This is a genomic window from Streptomyces sp. NPDC102514 (genome assembly GCF_055584525.1).
This window is the reverse complement of the sequence record NZ_JBVJLW010000007.1, coordinates 418053-437226: the sequence shown is the minus strand read 5'-3', so window position 1 is coordinate 437226 and position 19174 is coordinate 418053. Positions and strand designations below refer to the sequence as shown.

The 19174-nt window shown below is 72.3% G+C and carries 17 protein-coding genes; 7 read left to right on the top strand and 10 right to left on the bottom strand.

All coding sequences use genetic code 11. The features are described from left to right. Positions 1-33 precede the first annotated feature (33 nt). Positions 34-843: an SGNH/GDSL hydrolase family protein gene (locus tag ACZ60E_RS20835; RefSeq protein ID WP_469442221.1), complete on the top strand. Its 810-nt coding sequence runs from the start codon at positions 34-36 to the stop codon at positions 841-843. Between the two features lie 35 nt (positions 844-878). Here ACZ60E_RS20835 and ACZ60E_RS20830 read toward each other — a convergent pair whose 3' ends face one another. The 4 genes from ACZ60E_RS20830 to ACZ60E_RS20815 all read right to left on the bottom strand — a co-directional run bounded on the left by ACZ60E_RS20830 (position 879) and on the right by ACZ60E_RS20815 (position 7633). Further along, complete coding sequence (locus ACZ60E_RS20830) at positions 879-2579, bottom strand: serine/threonine-protein kinase (protein ID WP_469442220.1); 1701 nt, start codon at positions 2577-2579, stop codon at positions 879-881. A gap of 44 nt (positions 2580-2623) precedes the next feature. Next, a complete protein-coding gene (locus ACZ60E_RS20825; RefSeq protein ID WP_469442292.1) occupies positions 2624-4348 on the bottom strand; it encodes an urease accessory protein UreH domain-containing protein in 1725 nt (574 codons plus the stop codon). 95 nt (positions 4349-4443) lie between these two features. Beyond that, the gene (locus tag ACZ60E_RS20820) at positions 4444-5955 is read right to left on the bottom strand and encodes a tetratricopeptide repeat protein (protein WP_469442219.1); all 1512 of its coding nucleotides are present in this window, start codon (positions 5953-5955) and stop codon (positions 4444-4446) included. A 139-nt stretch (positions 5956-6094) separates the two neighbouring features. Continuing rightward, the gene (locus ACZ60E_RS20815; RefSeq protein WP_384812761.1) at positions 6095-7633 is read right to left on the bottom strand and encodes a DUF4331 domain-containing protein; all 1539 of its coding nucleotides are present in this window, start codon (positions 7631-7633) and stop codon (positions 6095-6097) included. Between the two features lie 209 nt (positions 7634-7842). On the opposite strand from ACZ60E_RS20815, the gene ACZ60E_RS20810 reads away from it, so the two are divergent. The 3 genes from ACZ60E_RS20810 to ACZ60E_RS20800 all read left to right on the top strand — a co-directional run bounded on the left by ACZ60E_RS20810 (position 7843) and on the right by ACZ60E_RS20800 (position 9600). Next, the gene (locus ACZ60E_RS20810; RefSeq protein WP_210890244.1) at positions 7843-8433 is read left to right on the top strand and encodes a sigma-70 family RNA polymerase sigma factor; all 591 of its coding nucleotides are present in this window, start codon (positions 7843-7845) and stop codon (positions 8431-8433) included. Next, positions 8430-9215 carry an anti-sigma factor gene (locus ACZ60E_RS20805; RefSeq protein WP_469442217.1) on the top strand — a complete coding sequence of 262 codons (786 nt, stop codon included), beginning with the start codon at positions 8430-8432 and terminating at the stop codon, positions 9213-9215. The genes ACZ60E_RS20810 and ACZ60E_RS20805 overlap by 4 nt, the downstream gene beginning before the upstream one ends. Before the next feature lie 115 nt (positions 9216-9330). After that, the gene (locus tag ACZ60E_RS20800; RefSeq protein WP_107021126.1) at positions 9331-9600 is read left to right on the top strand and encodes a hypothetical protein; all 270 of its coding nucleotides are present in this window, start codon (positions 9331-9333) and stop codon (positions 9598-9600) included. 91 nt (positions 9601-9691) lie between these two features. Here ACZ60E_RS20800 and ACZ60E_RS20795 read toward each other — a convergent pair whose 3' ends face one another. From ACZ60E_RS20795 to ACZ60E_RS20785, 3 genes are all read right to left on the bottom strand, one after another. Next, entirely contained in the window at positions 9692-10888 is a 1197-nt protein-coding gene (locus tag ACZ60E_RS20795) for a CaiB/BaiF CoA transferase family protein (RefSeq protein WP_469442215.1), read from the bottom strand. Between the two features lie 321 nt (positions 10889-11209). Continuing rightward, positions 11210-12022 carry an ABC transporter permease gene (locus ACZ60E_RS20790; protein WP_469442213.1) on the bottom strand — a complete coding sequence of 271 codons (813 nt, stop codon included), beginning with the start codon at positions 12020-12022 and terminating at the stop codon, positions 11210-11212. Continuing rightward, positions 12019-12975, bottom strand: coding sequence for an ATP-binding cassette domain-containing protein (locus ACZ60E_RS20785; protein ID WP_469442211.1), 957 nt, complete (start codon positions 12973-12975; stop codon positions 12019-12021). The genes ACZ60E_RS20790 and ACZ60E_RS20785 overlap by 4 nt, the downstream gene beginning before the upstream one ends. 84 nt (positions 12976-13059) lie before the next feature. Between ACZ60E_RS20785 and ACZ60E_RS20780 the strand changes: the two genes are divergently transcribed. Further along, positions 13060-13785, top strand: a complete 726-nt coding sequence (locus ACZ60E_RS20780) for a TetR/AcrR family transcriptional regulator (RefSeq protein ID WP_469442289.1) — start codon at positions 13060-13062, stop codon at positions 13783-13785. A gap of 128 nt (positions 13786-13913) precedes the next feature. On the opposite strand, the gene ACZ60E_RS20775 is transcribed toward ACZ60E_RS20780, so the two are convergent. The 3 genes from ACZ60E_RS20775 to hmgA all read right to left on the bottom strand — a co-directional run bounded on the left by ACZ60E_RS20775 (position 13914) and on the right by hmgA (position 17422). Further along, entirely contained in the window at positions 13914-15128 is a 1215-nt protein-coding gene (locus tag ACZ60E_RS20775; protein WP_469442209.1) for a type ISP restriction/modification enzyme, read from the bottom strand. 41 nt (positions 15129-15169) lie between these two features. Then, positions 15170-15919 carry a GntR family transcriptional regulator gene (locus ACZ60E_RS20770; protein WP_385835877.1) on the bottom strand — a complete coding sequence of 250 codons (750 nt, stop codon included), beginning with the start codon at positions 15917-15919 and terminating at the stop codon, positions 15170-15172. Between the two features lie 99 nt (positions 15920-16018). Further along, the gene (gene hmgA / locus ACZ60E_RS20765; protein WP_469442207.1) at positions 16019-17422 is read right to left on the bottom strand and encodes a homogentisate 1,2-dioxygenase; all 1404 of its coding nucleotides are present in this window, start codon (positions 17420-17422) and stop codon (positions 16019-16021) included. Positions 17423-17635: 213 nt separating this feature from the next. Here hmgA and ACZ60E_RS20760 point away from each other — a divergent pair, with 213 nt between their 5' ends. Together ACZ60E_RS20760 and ACZ60E_RS20755 are read left to right on the top strand one after the other, a co-directional pair. Then, the gene (locus ACZ60E_RS20760) at positions 17636-18373 is read left to right on the top strand and encodes a hypothetical protein (RefSeq protein WP_469442206.1); all 738 of its coding nucleotides are present in this window, start codon (positions 17636-17638) and stop codon (positions 18371-18373) included. A gap of 150 nt (positions 18374-18523) precedes the next feature. After that, a complete protein-coding gene (locus ACZ60E_RS20755) occupies positions 18524-19144 on the top strand; it encodes a TetR/AcrR family transcriptional regulator (RefSeq protein WP_384812785.1) in 621 nt (206 codons plus the stop codon). Positions 19145-19174 lie beyond the last annotated feature (30 nt).

The window sequence follows — 19174 nt, the reverse complement described above, 5'->3', positions numbered from 1 at the left end:
GTCACGGCAGAGATCCTGCTAAAGGGAGGTTCCATGAGACGTTCCCGACTTACGGCATACGTGACCTCACTTCTCCTCGCCGCCGCTTTCGCCCTCACCGGGGCAGCGACGGCCCAGGCGTCCCAACAAGCCGCCGCCACGGGCTATGTGGCCCTCGGCGACTCCTACTCCTCCGGCGTCGGCGCGGGCAGCTACATCAGCTCCAGCGGCGACTGCAAGCGCAGCACGAAGGCCTACCCCTACCTCTGGGCGGCCGCGCATTCACCCTCGTCCTTCGACTTCACCGCTTGCTCGGGCGCTCGTACGGGTGATGTTCTGGCGAACCAGCTGAGCCCGCTCAACTCCGGCACCGGCCTCGTCTCGATCTCCGTCGGCGGCAACGACGCCGGGTTCGCCGACGTCATGACGACCTGCGTCCTGCAGTCCGACAGCGCATGCGTCGCCCGCGTCAACACGGCGAAGGCGTACGTCGACTCGACCCTCCCCGGCAAGCTCGACTCGGTCTACTCGGCGATCAGCGCCAAGGCCCCGGCCGCCCAGGTGGTCGTCCTGGGCTACCCCCGCTTCTACAAGCTGAGCGGCAGCTGCCTGGCCGGTCTCTCCGAGACGGAACGGGCCGCCATCAACGGCGCCGCCGACTACCTGGACAGCGCCATCGCCAAGCGCGCCGCCGACCACGGCTTCACGTTCGGCGACGTACGCCCCACGTTCACGAACCACGAGATCTGCTCCGGCAGCGCCTGGCTCCACAGCGTCAACTGGCTGAACATCGGCGAGTCCTACCACCCGACCGCCGCCGGCCAGTCGGGCGGCTACCTGCCCGTCTTCACCGCCGCCGCCTGACCGATTCCGCGGGCCCGATCCGCCCCGCGGCCTGCTCACCCCCAGGACCTGAGCACCCCGTTCGGAGCCAGTGCCTGGGGAGAACCGGAGCCGGAGGTCCCGCCCGTCGGGGCCTCCGTCTCGCAGGTGACCGAGAAGGGCACCTGGTTCGACTTCGTCTGCTGCGGGCTGCGGACCTCCACACCGATCTTGTTCGTGAGCGTCCCCGACGTGTCGTACGTCGTCAGGACGACCGTGTTCTGTTTGCTCTTCCCGCCGCCCTGCGGGAACGAGAGCGTCTTCCAGCCGGGGTCGGACACCTCGCCGGTCTCCGTCACCCAGCGGTACTGCACATCGACCGGTACGACGCCCACGGTGAACGTCGCCGTGAAGGTCGGAGCCCCCGCCTCGGGCGGCGGGCAGGCACCGGTGTAGTCGGTGTGCGAGCCCGAGACCGTCACCTTCACGGACTGGGTGGGCGTGGGCGTCGTGGCCCCGCCGCCCGTGGTCGAGCCGCCGTCCGACCCGCTCGTACCGGAGTTCTCCGTCGTCGAGCCGCCGTCGGTGCCGCCCCCGTCGCTCCCGTTGCTCGCGCCGCTGTCGTTCCCGCCGGTCGAGCCGCCGCTCGTGGTCCCGCCGTTCGAGCTCTTGGCCCCGTTCCCGCCGTCGCCCCCGTTGCCGCGGTTGACGAGCGCGTAGCTCAGGCCCGCGATGGCCAGGGCGAGCGCGGCCAGGCCCGCGATCATCACGATCATGGCGCGCCGGGGACGGTCGGGCTGGGCGGTCGTCGTCGTGGCGGTCGGGGTCTGCGGGCCGGGTGCGGCGGGTGAGTACGCCGGCACCGGGGACGGCCGCGTCGCGTCCCGCTGGTCCGGCTGCGGGAACGTGGCGACCGTCGGCGCGTAGGGGAGGGTGCCCGTACGGGGCGTTCCGCCGCCCGAGACGAGCCGCAGATCCCGCTCGGCGTCCTCGGCCGACATGCGCTCCGCCGGGTCCTTGCGCAGCAGCCCCTCGACGACCGGGGCGAGCGGACCCGCCCGCAGCGGCGGCGGCAACTCCTCGTCGACCACCGCGCGCAGGGTGCTGAGCGGGGTGTTCTGGCGGAACGGGGAGTTCCCCTCGACGGCCGCGTACAGAAGCACACCGAGCGACCACAGGTCGGACTCGGGCCCCGGCGTACGCCCCAGCGCCCGCTCAGGGGCGAGGAACTCGGGCGAGCCGATCACCTCGCCGGTCATCGTCAGCGCCGAACTGCCCTCGACCGTGGCGATGCCGAAGTCGGTGAGCACGACCCGGCCGTCGTTCGACAGCAGGACGTTGCCCGGCTTCACGTCCCGGTGCAGGACTCCCGCCTCGTGCGCGGCCCGCAGCGCGGAGAGCACCTCCGCGCCGATGTGGGCGGCGCGCTGAGGAGGCATCGGGCCCTCGGCGTCCAGCGCGTCGGACAGCGCGATCCCGCGGATCAGCTCCATCACGATCCACGGGCGGCCGTCCTCCATCGCCACGTCGTAGACCGTCACCACATTGCGGTTCGAGACCCGGGCCGCGGCCCACGCCTCCCGTTCCAGTCGGGCGTACATCCGCTCGACGTCGGGGCCCGGCAGCCCGCCCGGGGCCCGTACCTCCTTGACGGCGACCTCGCGGTGCAGCACCTCGTCGCGGGCCCGCCACACCGTCCCCATCCCGCCCTCGCCCAGCGGCGAGAGAAGACGGTAGCGGCCCGCGATCACACGTTCACTGCCCGGCTCTTCGGACACGGGCGTCCCCCATTCGCATCCGCACGATTCTGAACAAAAGTAGCTCAACCGAGTGCGGTTGCCGCCCCCTTGAGCACCAGTCCGACCCCGAGGGCCACGACGACGAACGCGGACCCCAGGGGCACGGTCCTGCGTACCAGCGCGACCACCGGCCCGCCGGCCCAGCGTGAGCGGGTCGCCAGCACGTGGCTCACCCCACTGCCCAGCTTGACCACGGCGACCCCGGCCGCCGTGAGGGTCAGGGCGAGTCCGACGCCGAACGCGAGGACGAGCAGCAGCCCGAACCAGGCCTTGCCGAGGGCGGCGGCGCCCACCAGGACGACGACGGCCGACGGACTCGGCACCAGCCCGCCGGCGAAGCCGAGCAGGATCGTGCCGCGCAGGGTCGGCGCGATCTCGTGGCTGTGGGTGAAGCCGCCATGGGTGTGGGTGTGGGTGCGGGAACGGCCGTCACCGTGGTCGTGGGAGTGGCCGTCCTTCTCGGAACGGCTGTGCGGGGGCGGTTCCAGGAGGGCGGCGGCGGTGCCGTGCCCCGAGGTCCGGGCCGCACCGCCGGCGTGGGAGTGCGCGAGTACGGGCCGACGCTCGTGGACGCCGGCCAGGGCGTTGTCGTGCTGGTGGGTGTGCCCGGTACCGTGCTCATGCCCCTGACCGTGCTCGTGCGCGTGCCCAGCCTCGTGCGTGTGCGCGTGCCCACCTTCGTGCTCGTGCGCGTGCCCAGCCTCGTGCGTGTGCGCGTGCCCGCCTTCGTGTGTGTGCTCGTGTGCCGGAGCGTGGGCAGGGGCTCGGTTCCGCCAGGCCCGTCGTACGAGGGTGAGGCCGGCCGCCATCACGAGGGCGCCGCTCGCCACGCCCAGCCAGGTCACCACGGAGGGCGCCGCCGCCGAGCCGGCGGTGACCAGGAGGCCCAGCGCCGCGACGCCGAGAGTGTGGGTGATGGTCACCGACGCCGCCAGGGGCAGGACGTCGCGCATACCCGCCCGGCCGCCGCGGGCCGCGGCCGTCGCGGCCATCAGCGTCTTGCCGTGCCCCGGCGCGAGCGCGTGCAGCGCGCCGAGGAGGACCGCGAGCGCCAGGGCCAGCAGGGCGAAACCGAAGGTCAGGTCCTGGCGGGAGACCAAGTCGTCCAGCGCGCGCGTGAAACGGTCGGCGCCGCGCGGCAGCACGGACGAGGCGGGCGCGTCGGTGTCCTCCTCGACGAGCGCGGGACCACCGGGGCGCACGCGCAGCGCGGCGGACGCCGTGTCGGCGGGCGACGACAGCAACTCCGCCGGGTACTTGGTCAGTTCACCCGAGACGGACTTCTCGGGTACGTCGGAGGAGGCGAGCGTCATCCGGTCGCCGCGCGCGGTGACCTCGCGCCAGCCCGGTCCGTCGTCCACGGAGGCGTGGAAGCGCACCGCCAGGTTCCCGTCGGGCAGCGGAGCCGTCCAACGGCACTCCACCCGCAGCGTCTTGAGGCCGGCCTGTCCGGGCCGCACCCGGGCACGGCTCTCGCCGACGGCAAGCGCGACGGGCTTCCCGTCCACGGTCACCCGGCTCTTCCCGGCCGCCGCCTCGCACCGCTCCCGGGCCCAACTCCCCATGCCCGCCTTGTCGATGGCGGGCTGCGCCTGGGTCGCCGGGATCTCCGCGAGGTCCTCCACATGCAGGACCCGCAGCTTTCCGGGCGCGACGACGAGACCGTCGTACCGGTTGACGGTGAAGTTTCCCAGCGGATGCGCCGAGGCCGTCCCGGAGGGGATCAGCACGAGCGCGCAGGCGGCCATGAGCACGGCCGCGCAGGACCCGTACGCGCGGCGGCGCAGGGACGACCCGCGGTTGCGGGTGAGGCGGGAGCGGAGCCCGCGCAGTACGGCGGCGCTCACCGGGCACCGCCCAGGGCGGTCAGTGCCTTCTTGGCCTGCTTCGCGCCCACCGGCGAGAAGCCCGGGTTGAGTTCGAGCGCCGACGACAGGCTGCCGCGGGCCTCCTTCTCGTGGCCCGTGGCGCGTTCGATCACGCCGCGGTGGTAGAGGAACGTGGCGTCGCGGTAGCCGGTCGCCGTGGCCCGCCGGGCGTAGGCCAGGGCCTCGTCGTCACGGTCGTTGACGTGCAGGGCCCAGGCGAGCGCGTCCGCGGTGTGCACGGTGTGCCGGCGCTCCCACTCCGCTCGGGCGGCGCGCAGGGCGGCCTTGCGGTCGCCGTGGTCCGCCGCCGCGAGGGCGGTGTCCAGATCGGCGTTGACGCCGTTGGCGCGGGCCAGCGAGGTCCAGGCGTCGACCAGCGCGTACTGGTCGCGGGCCTTCGCCGGGTCCCCCTCGTCGTCGCGTGCCTCGTACAGCTCGCCGAGCACGACCAGCGGTCCCGGCAGCGGGAAGCGCGCCACGACCTCCTCCATCCCGCGGATCGCGGCCGCCCGGTCGCCGTTCGCGGCCTGCGCGCGGGCGCGGCCCTCCAGCGCCGGCAGATAGGTCTTGTCGGCCCGCAGCGCCTGCTCGTAGTACGTGAGCGCCACGTCGTAGTCGCCCTCGCGCCAGGAGAGCTGGCCCAGCGAACCCGCCACGTACGCGATGTCCCCGGGCGCGGTGGCACCGGCCAGCGCCTGCTTCAGGACGCGGCGTGCCGTCCCGATGTCGCCGCGCAGCTCACGCACATAGGCGTACCGGGTGAAGACCGGGACGCCCGGGCGGCGGGAGTCGGCCTCGTCGGCGGCCTTCGCCGCCTCCTTGTAGCGGCCCAGCTCGACCAGGGCGTCGATACGGACCGACAGCGCGCGCTCGTTGAAGGCGTTCTCGTCCAGTGCCTTCTCCGAGAAGGCCAGCGCCTCGGGGAACTCGTGCCGGGCCGCGGCGAGCGCCGCCCGGCCCGCCAGCGCCGGATCGTTGTCGGGGCTCAGCTTCAGCGACCGCTCCAGCGCGCGCTGCGCCTGCGGATAGCGGGACGGGTCGCCGTTGGTGCGGGCCTGCTCGACATAGGCCATGCCCAGCGTGGCCCAGCCGCCGGAGTCCTTGGGCTGCGCCTTGAGATGGGACTGCAGTGCGGAGATGCCCGAGGCCAGGCTGCCGCCCGCCAGGAGTTCGGGATCGAGGCCGGGCGCGGACGACACCGTGCTCGTACCGTCGCCGTCCCGGTTGCCCAGCACCACGGCCCCCGCGGTCATCGCGACGGCGAGAGCGACGGCGCAGGCCGCGAGCTGCAGCACCCGCGACCGCCCGGACCCGCGGCGCTCCCCGGGCGCGGGCCGGTCGGTCCCTGCCGTTTCGGCCGCCCCTGCCGTCTCGGCCGTCGTGGCCGCCCCGGTCGGGTCGGCCGCTGTCTCTGCCGTCCCGGCCGGGACGGCGGCCTCGTCGACGAGGTCCCTCTCCTGCGCGTCGTCGTTGCTACGCGGGGACATTGCGCTCTCCTCAATCGCCGTGCTGGAAAAGGTGGTTCACGTGATGGATGCGTTCGCCGCGGTGGGTGGCGCGGCCCGTGCGCCGTGGGGGACGGTTACGCACGGACCGCGCCAGTCAGGGATGCCGGCAGGCCGCGGGTCAGTACGACCGGCGGCGGCTGCGCCACCAGAGCAGACCCGTGCCGACGAGCAGGAACCCGGCCGCGCCCGAGGCCGCCGAGACGGCGATCAGCGTGGTGTCGTCCATACCGCCCGTGCCGGTCGTACCGGCGGGCTGCAGCGCGTCACCGAGCTGGTTGCGGACGTCGTTGGTGCCGGTCGTGCCCTTGGCCAGCGGCCCGCGCGAACCCGAGGTCGGCTGACCGACGTACGGGAACGTCTTCTCGAACTTCACGTCGTTCTTGTCGACGGCGTCACCGAGGTCGTTCTTGGAGCCGACCAGTTCGCCCTCGACGACCTGCAGCGCGATGTCCAGCACGTCGTCGCCGAGCCGGCGGCCGTTCGGGAAGCCCGCGTTGTCGCCGTCCAGCACACCGAGACGCTTCTCCTCGGTGGCCGGCTTGATGGAGGTGTTGAGGCGCAGCATCTCCGAAGGACGCACGTGCGGCGGCTGGTTGAGACCCTCGACGCCCTTCAGGAACACGTCGACCAGGTCGTTGCGGGGCTCGTCGGGCGCCTCGATCTTGTAGATCGCCTCGATGAGCTTCGGCAGCTCGGGCTCCGTGACGTTCTTCAGGAAGTCACCGTCGTTCCAGGGCGCGGACGCGTTGAACTTGTCCTTGTCCTTGATCGGGTTGACGACCTCGTTCACCAGCGGCATGCCCAGGCGCGAGACCTGGCGGTAGTGGCCGCTCGCGTTCTTGCGCTGCGTCGTCGACCAGATGCCCACGATCGGCTGGTCGGCCGACTCCTGGATCACGTCGTTCGGGAGCTGGAGGGCGACCGAGTTGACGTTGTAGCCCTTGAGGGTGTCGTTGCCGACCTCCGACAGGTTCCCGCCGTACAGCAGGTCGAAGACGCGCAGGTCGAGGAAGAACGGGTCGTCCGCCTGACCGGCGAACGTCGTCGCCCCGCCCGGCAGTTCGTGGACGGCCTCGGAACGGAGCTTGGCGTAGTCCGGCATGGACGCCTTGCCGACGTTCGACGGCGCGACCGCCACGTCGTCCGCGTACTTCGTCTTCTTGACCAGGTGCTGGTCCTTGAGCTGCAGCAGGTCTATGTCGTACGTCTGCGTGATGTTGAGGTCCGGGTCGTCGAGGCTCTCGACGGGGCCGGTGTTGTACAGGAAGGTCTTGTCGTTCTTGACGTGCGTCTCGAACGTGTAGCGGAAGACCAGTTCGCCCTGCGCGTCACCGTTGTTGTCGATGTGCAGGTCGTACTGGGCGTCCTCGGCGAACGGGAAGAAGTTCGGTCCGCCGGCCGGCTCCTCGAACGGGATCCAGTTGGCGATGATGGTCGTCGTATCCGGTTTGTCGGGGCTCGCGAACGCGTACACGTCGGTGTTGTCGTACTGCGGCTGCCCCGAGATGAGCGGAGCCTCCCGGTGACTGGAGGCGCTGGCCGCCCCCGGTTCGAGCGCGGTCACGCCGACGGCCGCGAGCCCGCCGGTGGCCAGCGCACCGCAGACAAGGGTCGCGAGGCTCCTGCGTCCCACGAACCCACTGGTGAAAGGTGTCATGCCGTCCGTCCTCTGTCCCAAAGCTGTGTTCCGGCGGTGATGTGGCGGGAGGGACCTGTCGACCGGTCCGCCCCCACGCTCGTACCGCGTCGGTGGGTGATGCCTGATGCACGCCATTCGGAGCCGGGGGGAATAAGGATTGGTTCGAAATTCACCCGCGTTTTCGAGCGGCTGATCCGTAACCCCATCCGACGGCGTTCCTGCGCCGAATACGTGAGGACGGGACGAGCCGTTCAGACCGGCGAAGGGGGAAACGGGTGGAGGCGGACGAACTTCTGGTGCTCGTGGCCGGAGGCGACCAGAAGGCCTTCGAGGATCTGTACGCCCTGGTGTCCGGGCCGGTCTTCGGACTGGTGCGCAGGGTGGTGCGCGATCCGGCCCAGTCCGAGGAGGTGGCGCAGGAGGTGCTTCTCGAACTCTGGCGCTCCGCCGCGCGCTACGACCCCGGGCGCGGCACCGCGCTCGCCTGGGTCCTGACCCTCGCGCACCGCAGGGCCGTCGACCGGGTCCGCAGCGCCCGCTCCGCCACGGAACGCGAACTGCGCATGGCCCGGCGGGCGAACGGCCCCGCCTTCGACCACGTCGCCGAGGAGGTCGAGGCCGGCCTCGAACGGGAGTGGGTACGCCGCTGCCTGGACCGGCTCACCGCCCTGCAACGACAGTCCGTCACCCTGGCCTACTACGACGGCTACACCTACCGTGAGGTCGCCGAACGGCTCTCCCTGCCGCTCGGCACGGTCAAGACCCGCATGCGCGACGGACTCACGCGGCTGCGCGACTGCCTCGGAGGTGTCGCATGAGCACCCTCTTCCGCCGCGGTGATCTGCACTCGCTGGCCGCCCCGTACGCCCTCGACGCCCTGGAACCCCATGAGCACAAGCGATTCGAGAAGCACCTGAAGCGCTGCGACAGCTGCGCCGCCGAAGTGCGCGCCCTGCGCGAGGACGCTGTGCGCCTCGCCTGGTCCACGGCCGCCCCGGCCCCCGCCGCCATGCGCGACCGGGTCCTGACGGCCATCCGGACGACCCCTCAGGAGTCGGCCTCCGCGGAGCCCCAGCCCCGCGCACGCGCGGAACGGCCGCCCTCCCGCGCCCGCCGCTCACCCTTCTCGGTCTTCCTCGTCCCGCTCGCCTCCACCACGGCCGCCGCCGCCCTCGTCGTCGCCGCGCTCTTCGGCATGCAGGCGTCCCGGACACAGGACCAGCTGGCCGAACAGCAGGCGCAGGCACGTGAGATCGCCCACGTTCTCGGAGCGCCGGACGCACGGGCCGCCGCCGGACGTGACGCGAACGGCCGCGGTATCGGTGTCGTCGCGTCCGCCTCCCAGAAGACCGCCGTCGTCACCGCGGCCGGACTCGGTACGCCTTCGAACGAAGGGGTCCACCAGCTGTGGCTCATGCGACCGGAGGAGAAACCGCGCTCCCTGGGGCTCCTCGACGGCGACACGCCCTTGATTGCCACCGGACTGAATACGGACGCGACCTCACTCGCTGTCACCGTCGAGCCGTCCGGCGGCTCTCCGCAGCCCACCACCGCACCGGTTGTCCAACTCGCCCTGAAATCGCTCGGATTCGGAGAGTAATCGTCAACCCCCTTTGCGGGTAGGTGAATCCCGTGCCCGGGATACACGAGTGTGATGAGGGAGCGATAGGGTTAACCTGCCCGGGCCGGGTGCCCTCGTATGGGTGGGGAGTGACATGGAACAGATAACAGTGCGTGGCAGGGCGCGAGTCCCTGCGATCACGTGTGGGAGCAGCGCGACCAGTTCGCGCCTCGACCGCCATCTTTCGGTGATGGGTGGCCCTGCCATCCCTCAGCGCGAGGCGGCCGAGGCGACGTCTCTGATGCGCGAACTGACCGCACGTGACACCGCGCACGACCGCACCGGCAGGAGTGCGCGCGTGAGGCGGGTCTCGCTCTTCGCGCCACTGCGCCGGCTGCGCCGTTCCCTGTTCGGCGGCCGCTGACAGGCGACCCCGGTCGCTGAGAGGCGGCCGAACCGAGCAGGACCAGCGGCAACGGCAGTACCAGCAGGACCAGCAGAACCCCGACCCGCGCTCAGGCGGACACACCGTCCCGGCGCAGTGCTGCGATCTCATCGTCCGTCATCCCCACGGCACGCAGCACCGCCTCGGTGTGTTCCCCGAGTGCGGGTACGGGCCCCATTCTCGCCGCGTCCCCGCCCGGCAGCGTGATCGGCGGCAGCAGAGCCCGTAGCGGCCCGACCGGCGACGGCACGTCCCGCCACCGGTCCCTGGCCGCCAGCTGCGGATGCTCCGCCACTTCCGTCACGTCCCTCAGCAGCGCGCAGGCGATCCCGGCCGCCTCAAGCCGCGCCACCGCCTCCTCCGCGGTCAGCGCCGCGAGCGCCGCGGCGACCAGACCGTCGGTACGGTCCCGGTGCTCGACCCGGGCCGCGTTCGTCGCGTACGCCGGATCGTGGGCCAGCTCCGGCCGCTCCAGCACCTGTTCGGCGAGGCGGCACCACTCGCGGTCGTTCTGCACCGACAACAGCACCCGACCGCCGTCACCCGTCGGATAGCCGTCGTACGGGGCGATGACGGCGTGCGCGAGCCCCGTGCGCGCCGGGGGAGTTCCTCCGTGCATCGCATGGTGCAGCGGATGCCCCATCCACTCGGCCAGCGCGTCCAGCATCGCCACCTCCACCGGCCCGCCGCGCCCGGTCGTCCCGCGCCGCACCAGTGCCGCGAGGACCCCCGAGAACGCGTACATCGCCGCCGCGATGTCGGCTGCCGGAATGCCCGCCTTGACCGGCTGCCCGGGCGTCCCGGTCACGGACACCAGACCCGCCTCGCACTGCACGAGCATGTCGTACGCCCGCTTGCCGGCGTAGGGACCCGAAGGCCCGTACCCCGAGATGTCCACGGCGATCAGCCGCGGGTGCGCGGCGCACAGGGTCGCCGCGTCGAGGCCGAGCCGCGCGGCGGCGCCCTGCGCGAGGTTCTGTACGAAGACGTCGGCGCCGGCGATCAGGCGGCGCACCACGTCGAGTCCGCGCGGGTCCTTCAGGTCGAGGGCGACGGACTCCTTGCCGCGGTTGCACCACACGAAGTGCGAGGCGAGTCCGTTCGCGGCGGTGTCGTAGCCGCGCGCGAAGTCGCCGCCGTCCGGGCGCTCCACCTTGATCACCCGTGCCCCCAGGTCGGCGAGCTGCCGGGTGGCGAAGGGCGCGGCGACGGCCTGCTCGACGGCGACGACGGTGATGCCCTCCAGGGGCAGGGGCTGCGACTCCATGCGGGGATCATGGCCTGTGGGCCGCGGCTTTGTCATGCATGTGCCTAGGGGTGGGGCGGCGGTCGGTTGGGTGGCTGCGGGTCCGTGGGGGCTGGTCGCGCAGTTCCCCGCGCCCCTTTGGGGCGGGGGTGTGCCCCGGGGAGGGGTGGGGACGGTGGGTGGGTTTGTTGGGTGCGGGTGCGTGGGGGCTGGTCGCGCAGTTCCCCGCGCCCCTTTGGGGTGGGGGTGTGCCCCGGGGAGGGGGGGGCGGTGGGTGGGTTTGTCGGCTGCGGGTGTGTGGGGGTGGGCCGCGCAGTTCCTCGCGCCCCTTTGGGGCGGGGGTCAGTGGTGGCCGGTTGCGTATCGGCGTATCGCGAGTGGCATGAAGATGGTGATGAGGAGCGCGCACCAGGCCAGTGAGCCTGCGATGGGGTGGGTTACCGGCCAGGCGCCGTCCGGCGGTACCGGTGCGTTGCCGAACAGGTCCCGCAGGGCCGTGGTGACCGCGCTGATCGGGTTCCACTCGGCGAGCGTGCGCAGCCAGCCCGGCAGGTTGTCCGTCGGGATGTACGCGTTCGACAGCAGGGGCAGGATGAACGTCGCGCCCCCGAGCTGCCCGGCCGCCTCCTCGCTGCGTGAGACGAGCCCCAGAAGGATCCCGATCCACGTGGTCGCGAACCGGAAGAGCAGCAACAGCCCCACGGCGGCCACCGCTTCGAGCGCGGAGCCCTCGATCCGCCAGCCCACCGCGAGCCCCACGAGCAGGAACGGCACGGTACCGGCCGCGGTGACGACGAGGTCGGCGGCGGCCTGCCCGAGCGGTACGGCGGCCCTGCTCATCGGCAGCGTACGGAGGCGGTCCGTGACGCCCCGGTGCGAGTCCTGGGCCGCCTGGAACATGCCCGTCATGATGCCGTTGGCCGCCGTCGCGACCAGCAGCCCCGGCACCAGGAAGGCCCGGTACTCCTCGCCGGGCATGGCCAGCGCGCTGCCGAAGACGTACCCGAAGAACAGCAGCATCGTGACCGGCATGGTCTGGGTGAGGATCAGCAGGCCGGGATTGTGCCGGATGCGGCGCAGTTGGCGGCCCAGCATCGCGGTTCCGTCGTAGGCCAGGGCGGAGACAGGTGTGGGTGTGGGTGTGGGTGCGCTCATGTCACGAGCTCCTTCTGGTCGGTCCGGGCGTCGGTCAGGCGGAGGAAGACGTCGTCGAGGGTCGGCGCGCGCAGGCTCACGTCGAGCAACGGCACCCCGGCGGCGTCGAGTTCGCGTACCAGCCGGGGCAGCGTGAGCGTCGGGTCGGTGGTGACCGCGCCGACCGCGTGCCGCTCCTGGTCGAAGGTCGGCGCGGAGCCGGTCAGCCGGTCCAGCACGGCCGCCGCGCCCGCCATCGCGTCCGCGTGGGCGACGACCGCCTCCGCGTACGAGCCGATGAGCGCCTTGAGTTCGGCGGGCGTCCCGGAGTGCGCGGCCCGGCCCCGGTCCACCAGCACGATGTCGTCGGCGAGTTGGTCCGCCTCCTCCAGGTACTGCGTGGTGAGCAGGACGGTCGTGCCCTCGGACCGCAGGGCGCGCACGGCCTCCCAGATCTGGTTGCGGCTGTGCGGGTCGAGGCCCGTCGTCGGCTCGTCGAGGAAGAGCACGGCGGGCCGGGTGAGCAGGCAGGCGGCCAGGTCGAGACGGCGCCGCATACCGCCCGAGTAGGTGGACGCGGTCCGGTCCGCCGCGTCGGTCAGCTCGAAGCGTTCGAGCAGTTCGTCGGCCCGTGCGGCGGTCTTCGGGAGGCGCCGCAGCCGCGCGAAGAGCCGCAGGTTCTCCCGGCCCGTGAGGTCGCCGTCCACCGAGGCGTACTGCCCGGTGACGCCGATCGCGCGGCGCACGGCGGCCGGCTCCCGTACGAGATCGTGCCCCGCGATCCGGGCGGACCCCGCGTCGGGCCGCAGCAGGGTGGTGAGCAGCCGTACCGCCGTGGTCTTGCCCGCGCCGTTGGGGCCGAGCAGCCCGCAGACCGTGCCCTCCGCCACCGCGAGATCCAGCCCGCGCAGGGCGTGGACGTCCTTGAAGCGCTTCTCCAGACCCTCACTAAGTACGCCGTACGTAGTAGGCATGGCCCGACCATAGCGCATTACGTACGCTGTACGTAACTAGGATGGTGACGACAGGATCCACCGATGGCAGGGCTGGCGACACCGATGGCAGGACGTGCCGACGTACCCGAAGTGATCTGGGCCCGACCCGAGCGCACGGGGCGGGGGCCGAAGCCCGCGTTCACTCGCGCCGACATCGCGGCCGCGGCCGTGCTGATCGCGGACGCGCAGGGGCTCGACGCCGTGTCGATGCGGCACGTCGCGGCCGAGCTGGGCTGCGGGACGATGTCGCTCTACAACTACGTGCCCCGCAAGGAGGACCTGTACGAGCTGATGGTCGACGCCGTCAGCGCCGAGCACGAGCTGTGGGAGCCGGCGGGGGACTGGCGGGCCGACATGCTCCGGGTCGCGTACCAGGCGCGGGCGCTGATGCACCGGCATCCCTGGCTGCCGGCCCTGATGTCACCGGTCTACGGCTTCAGCCCGAACGCCCTGCGGTATCTGGAGCACTGCCTGGCCTGCCTCGACTCCTTCGACGGCACGTACGGGACGAAGTTCGAGCTGGTCGCGATGGTCAACGGCGTGGTGACGACGTACGTCGGCAACGAGCTGGCCACCGCCGAGCGGGCGCGCGCGCTGCCGTGGTCCGAGGAGCGGGAGAACGCGGTGCGGGGGGCGTATCTGGGGGGCCAGGTGGCCAGTGGGGCCTATCCACGGATGGCTGCGGCGTTCGCGGAGGACTCGGGGCCGATTGATCTGGGGGCGGTGTTTGGGCGGGCGTTGGAACGGGTGCTCGACGGGTTTGACCCGTCTCGCGAGGTCTCTGGCTGAGGGCTCCGCGGGAGGGGGTGGGGACGGCGGGGTGTCGGGCGGCTGCGGGTGCGTCGTGGCTGGTCGCGCAGTTCCCCGCGCCCCTGAAAGACAAAAGATTGCGCCGTTCCCCGCGCCCCTAGTGGGGCTTACAGCAGGGTGAACTGGCCCTCCGGGCCCTCCTCCTCGTGGGTCAGGACCGAGGCTGGGTGGCGGGTGGTGGTGGGGGGTGGGAGGACGCCCGCCTTGTGCAGATCCGCCGGGGTGATGAGGGAGCTGATCGTCAACTCCTGCCGTTGTGCGCGCAGTTCGGTCAGCAGGGTCAGGACCGTCACCAGTTCCAGGAGGTCCGTGGTCCAGGGCTGGGGCCAGGTCGTGGGGCGGACGGCCTCCAGCGTGCCGGGCTCGGGGCGGGTGATCCGGCTGCCGAACCACTGGTCCAGGACGCGGACGCCGCCGACCTCGAAGTCCCAGGCCGCGGGCGGGACGGGGGAGATACGGCCCTCGTCGAGGTGGAGGGTCTCCTCCTCGCGGTCGTAGCGCGGTTCGACCGGGAAGGGCGGCAGCGGGGCCCGTACGTACGGGCGGCGGCCCCCGGGGAGCTTGGGCCGCTCGCCGTCGCGGCGCATCAGCCACAGCATGCGGTGACCCAACTCCTTACCGTGCGCCCATAGTTCGGGATCGGCCGTGAGCGGGACGGTCACCCCGCGCGGCCCCCGGCCGGCGACCGCGACCGTCCAGGCGAGGACGTCCGGCGGGGCGGGGGAGTGGCCGAGGCGTTCGGCCAGGAGGTCCAACAGGCCCGGTGCCAGGTTCGGTTCGAGGCCGCCGGGGCGCCGGTACAGGGGGTGCACGCGGCCGGGACGGGCGACGGGGGCCGCCTTCGTCCCGGGAGGCTTCGGCTGCGGCGGGACGACCGGCAGCACCGACGCGACGAGGAGCGCAGGGCCGTCGGGCGAGGGCGGCTGCTCGACCGCGAACACCTGGTGCTCGTCGGCCACCCGCCACAGCTCGGGACGCGCCGCGTCGATCAGCCGGTGGTCGGGGATCAGCCACTGCTCGTCGAACGGGCCGGTCTGGATCCGGACCGGTTCCGCGCACGGGCCCGAGGCGCGCGCCAGCCGGCCCGTACCGGAGGCCTGGCCGGGCAGTTGTCCCACGGCCGAGTGCAGGGTCCGCGCGCGGGTGGCGCCGAACAACGCCTCCCGGTCGGGCCCCTCGGCCTTCACCAGGGCGTCCCACCGCGCTTTCAGGGACGCCGGGTCGGGGGCCGCCGGCCACGCCCGGCCCAGCCGGGGAGGTGCGACGGACCACGGCATGAGGTCCGCGAGCAGCGGAGCGTCGTCGTGCGTCACGCTCGGCATCGTACGACGTGGCCTGTTGGCGGCGTACGGGTCCCGCACGGTCAGTGGGCGTCGAGGGTGACGGTGAACGAGAAACGGTCGCCCCGGTAGTGGATGCGGACCACGTCCAGCGCCCGGCCGTCCGCGCCGTGCACGACGCCCGTGTAGTGCAGGATCGGGCTCAGCAGCGGGACCTGGAGCAGCCGGGCGGTCTCCGGGTCGGCGAGCCGCGCCTCGACGGTGTCGGTGATCTGGCCGATCTTCGCCCCCGCGACATCCCGCAGGACCTTGGTCATGGGCCAGCGGACCAGATCCTCCGCATCGAACAGGGCCGCCAGCTCCGGCCGCACGTAGTTGCGCGCGTGGTTGGTCGGCTCACCGGTCTTCTCGTCGCTGCGCAGCCGGTGGTACGTGGCCACCTCGGCGAGATCCGGGAAGTACGCGGAGAGTTCGCCGGACACGGGCTCGCTGCCGTGGTCGAGCAGTTCCGTCGTCATGCCGGACTGCTGGGCCACGATGGCGTCGACCGAGCCGAGGAGGCGGACCGGCGCGCCCCGCAGGGCGCTCGGCTCGATGAACGTGCCGCGTCTGCGGTGCCGGGTGATGAGCCCCTCGCTCTCCAGCTCCTTGAGCGCCTGCCGCATGGTCAGCACGCTCACCCCGTAGTGCTCCGCCAGCTGTTCCTCGGTGGGCAGGCGCAGCGGATCCTGCGCGGACCGTCCGAGTATCGAGGCGCGCAGGGACTGCGACACCTGATACCAGAGCGGCAGCTTGCGGTTCAGGACGATCGAGTCCGGCGCGAAGGAGGTCACGAGGGTATCCGTACCGGTCGCGGGCGTCGGTTGCAACGGGCGCTCACGACGGGCGGCCACGGGAGGCGGTCCTCCGGGGCCTGCGGGGGCCGTGCGCCGTCACGGCCGCCCGCCCGCCCGGAAGTGCCGCTCCAGCCCCTGCCACACGTCGTCGTACGAGGCCTGCAGGTGCCCGGCGCGGGCGGCCTGCGCGGTGGCGGTGACGGGCCAGCGCGTCTCGAACATGAAGGCCAGACCGTCGTCGATCTTCTGCGGTCGCAGCTCGGCGGCGCTGGCCCGTTCGAAGGTCTCCCGGTCGGGGCCGTGCGCGGACATCATGTTGTGCAGCGAACCGCCGCCCGGCACGAACCCCTCCGCCTTCGCGTCGTACGCGCCCTCGATGAGCCCCATGTACTCGCTCATCACGTTCCGGTGGAAGTAGGGCGGCCGGAAGGTGTCCTCGCCCACCAGCCAGCGCGGCGCGAAGACCACGAAGTCGACGCCGGCGAGGCCAGGGGTGTCGGACGGTGACGTCAGCACGGTGAAGATGGACGGGTCGGGGTGGTCGTAGCTGATGGTGCCGATCACATTGAAAAGGCTCAGATCGTAGGCGTACGGCACATGGTTGCCGTGCCAGGCGACGACATCCAGCGGCGAGTGGTCGTACATCGCCGTCCAGAGGTTGCCGCAGAACTTGTTGACCACTTCCACGGGCCCGGCGGTGTTCCCTCCGTGCCCGTCGCCCTCCGCGTCCTCGTACGCGGCGACCGGTGCGCGGAAGTCCCGGGGGTTGGCGAGCCCGTTGGCGCCGATCGGGCCGAGGTCGGGGAGCTGGAAGGGCGCCCCATAGTTCTCGCACACATAACCCCGGGCGGTCGGGTGTGTGGTCTGCCCGTCAGTGTCGGAGGCATCGCCCAGCAGCTCCACACGGAAGCGGACCCCACGGGGAATGAGCGCCACATGTCCTGGCTCCACATGCAGCAGCCCGAACTCGGTGCGCAGGAGCAGCCCGCCGTGTTCGGGCACGATCAGCAGCTCGCCGTCGGCGTCGCTGAAGACCCTCCGCATCGAGGAGTTGGCGTGATACAGGTGCACGGCCATACCGGTGCGCTGGGTGGCGTCGCCGTTGCCGCCGAGGGTCCACAGGCCCGCCAGGAAGTCGGTGTCCGGCGCCGGCTCCGGCAGGGGGTTCCAGCGCAGCCGGTTGGGGTCCGGCACCGACTCGGTGAAGGGGGCCGAGCGCAGGGTGCCGTTGTCCGTGCGGGTGAAGGCGGGGTGCGCGGCCGACGGGCGGATGCGGTACAGCCACGAACGGCGGTTGTGCGCCCTCGGCTCGGTGAACGCCGAGCCGCTCAGCTGTTCCGCGTACAGCCCGAGCGGGACCCGCTGCGGTGAGTTGCGCCCGTGCGGGAGGGCGCCCGGGACCGCCTCCGAACTGTGTTCGTTGCCGAACCCGGAGAGATACGTCAGCGCCTCGGCGGTCTTCCGCAGTGCCGTGGCGCCGTTGCGCGCGTCCCCGCTCATGAGTGATCGCTCCCTCGTTCTGATTCCTATGTATCACCGTAGGATTCGGTGAATCGGTGCGCAAGAGGGAGGGGCCGGGGCCCGGCGGGAGGCGGCGGGTTCGCGCCAGACCCGAGGAGGGTGGCCAGGAGTGGGGGCCGGACCACCCGACTGGGCCCAAGAACCCGACTCAAGGGGGATCCGGCTGTCGGAGCGGTGCTCTAATCTCCCGGCATGTCGTGGACGCGCGCATTCCTCACCGCGCTCGCGGTCTGTGCCCTGTTCGGAGCTCTGCTCGCCGGAGCGACGGGTTGCGGGTCCGGCGGCGCGCGCGAGGACGACGAGGTCAGACCGTCACCGGTGGGCAGGGTGCTGAAGGACACGGACGAGGAGGGGCGGCACTACCGTGAGATCGACAAGAAGAGCGCACCCGAGGTCGAGATCGAGATACAGCCCGCGGCGGGCGGTGCCGCCGACGACGCCGACGCGGGCTGGGACGTCAGGCTGACCGTCCACGACTTCCGCTTCTCCCCGGCCGGCACGGAGAAGAAGGCCGAACCGGGCCGCGGGTACGCGCTGCTCCGGCTGGACGACCGCCCCTTGGCCCTGCTCCGGGGTCCGACCCACCACCTGGCGGGCGACATCGTCCCGCGCGGCACCCACCAGGTGACGGTGCGCCTGCACGCCGACGACGACACGGTATGGGCCGTGGACGGCGAGCCGGTCGCCGGCACGGCGGACATCACGGTGTCGAACCCGGCCCCCGCACCGACCTCCCACCGAACGACACCGTCGGTGTCCCCGGAAGACGGCTGGGCGTCGACGGCCGGGGCCGCGCGGTCCGCGGAGTCCCCGGTGGGCGGCGCGCTCCTGCCCGCCCCGGCCGACGGCCCGCCGCCCCGGGCCACCCCAGCCGCCCTGGCCGGCAGCCTCCTGCTCCTGCCCCCTGTTCTCGTGAGCAGCGGTGCATGACCTGCACCGTCTGCGGGGGGCGTTCCCCACGGCCGCCACGCCAGGTGGTGCGCGCCCCCGCGGAAAGCCACCCGCCCCGTCGGATGAGTGGTACGGGCACCCATTTCGTACCCAAGGGCAAGGTTCACCGGACCCCGGCGGAAAGGCATCATGAAGCCCGTGCCCCAAGCGACCTCGCTGCGCCGCGCGCCCGTCCAGCGCCGTAGTGCCGAACGACTGACCCGCATCCTCGACGCCTGCGCCGACCTCCTGGACGAGGTCGGTTACGACGCCCTGAGCACCCGTGCCGTCGCCCTGCGCGCCGGCGTGCCCATCGGGTCGGTCTACCGGTTCTTCGGCAACAAACGGGCCATGGTCGACGCGCTCGCCCAGCGCAACCTGGACATCTACACCGACCGCGTCACCCAGCGGCTCCGGGAGACCGGCAGCGGAGCGGGCTGGCGGGTGGCGATGGACGCGGTCCTCGACGAGTACCTCGCCATGAAGCGCACCGCCCCCGGCTTCTCGCTCGTCGACTTCGGCAACCAGATACCCGTCGGCACCCGCGACGCCGAGCCCAACACCCGCGTCGCCGACCGGCTGACCGACATGCTCTCCACGTATCTCGACCGCGCCCCAGACGACGACCTCCGGCGGATCTTCCTCATCGCCGTCGAGGCCGCCGACACCCTCGTCCAGCTCGCCTTCCGCCTCGACCCGGCGGGCGACGAGCGGGTCATAGGCGAGACGCGGGAACTGCTCCGGGCGTATCTCTCACGCTCGCTCGACTGACCGGCCGTGCGGCGGTGACGGACGCCCGCC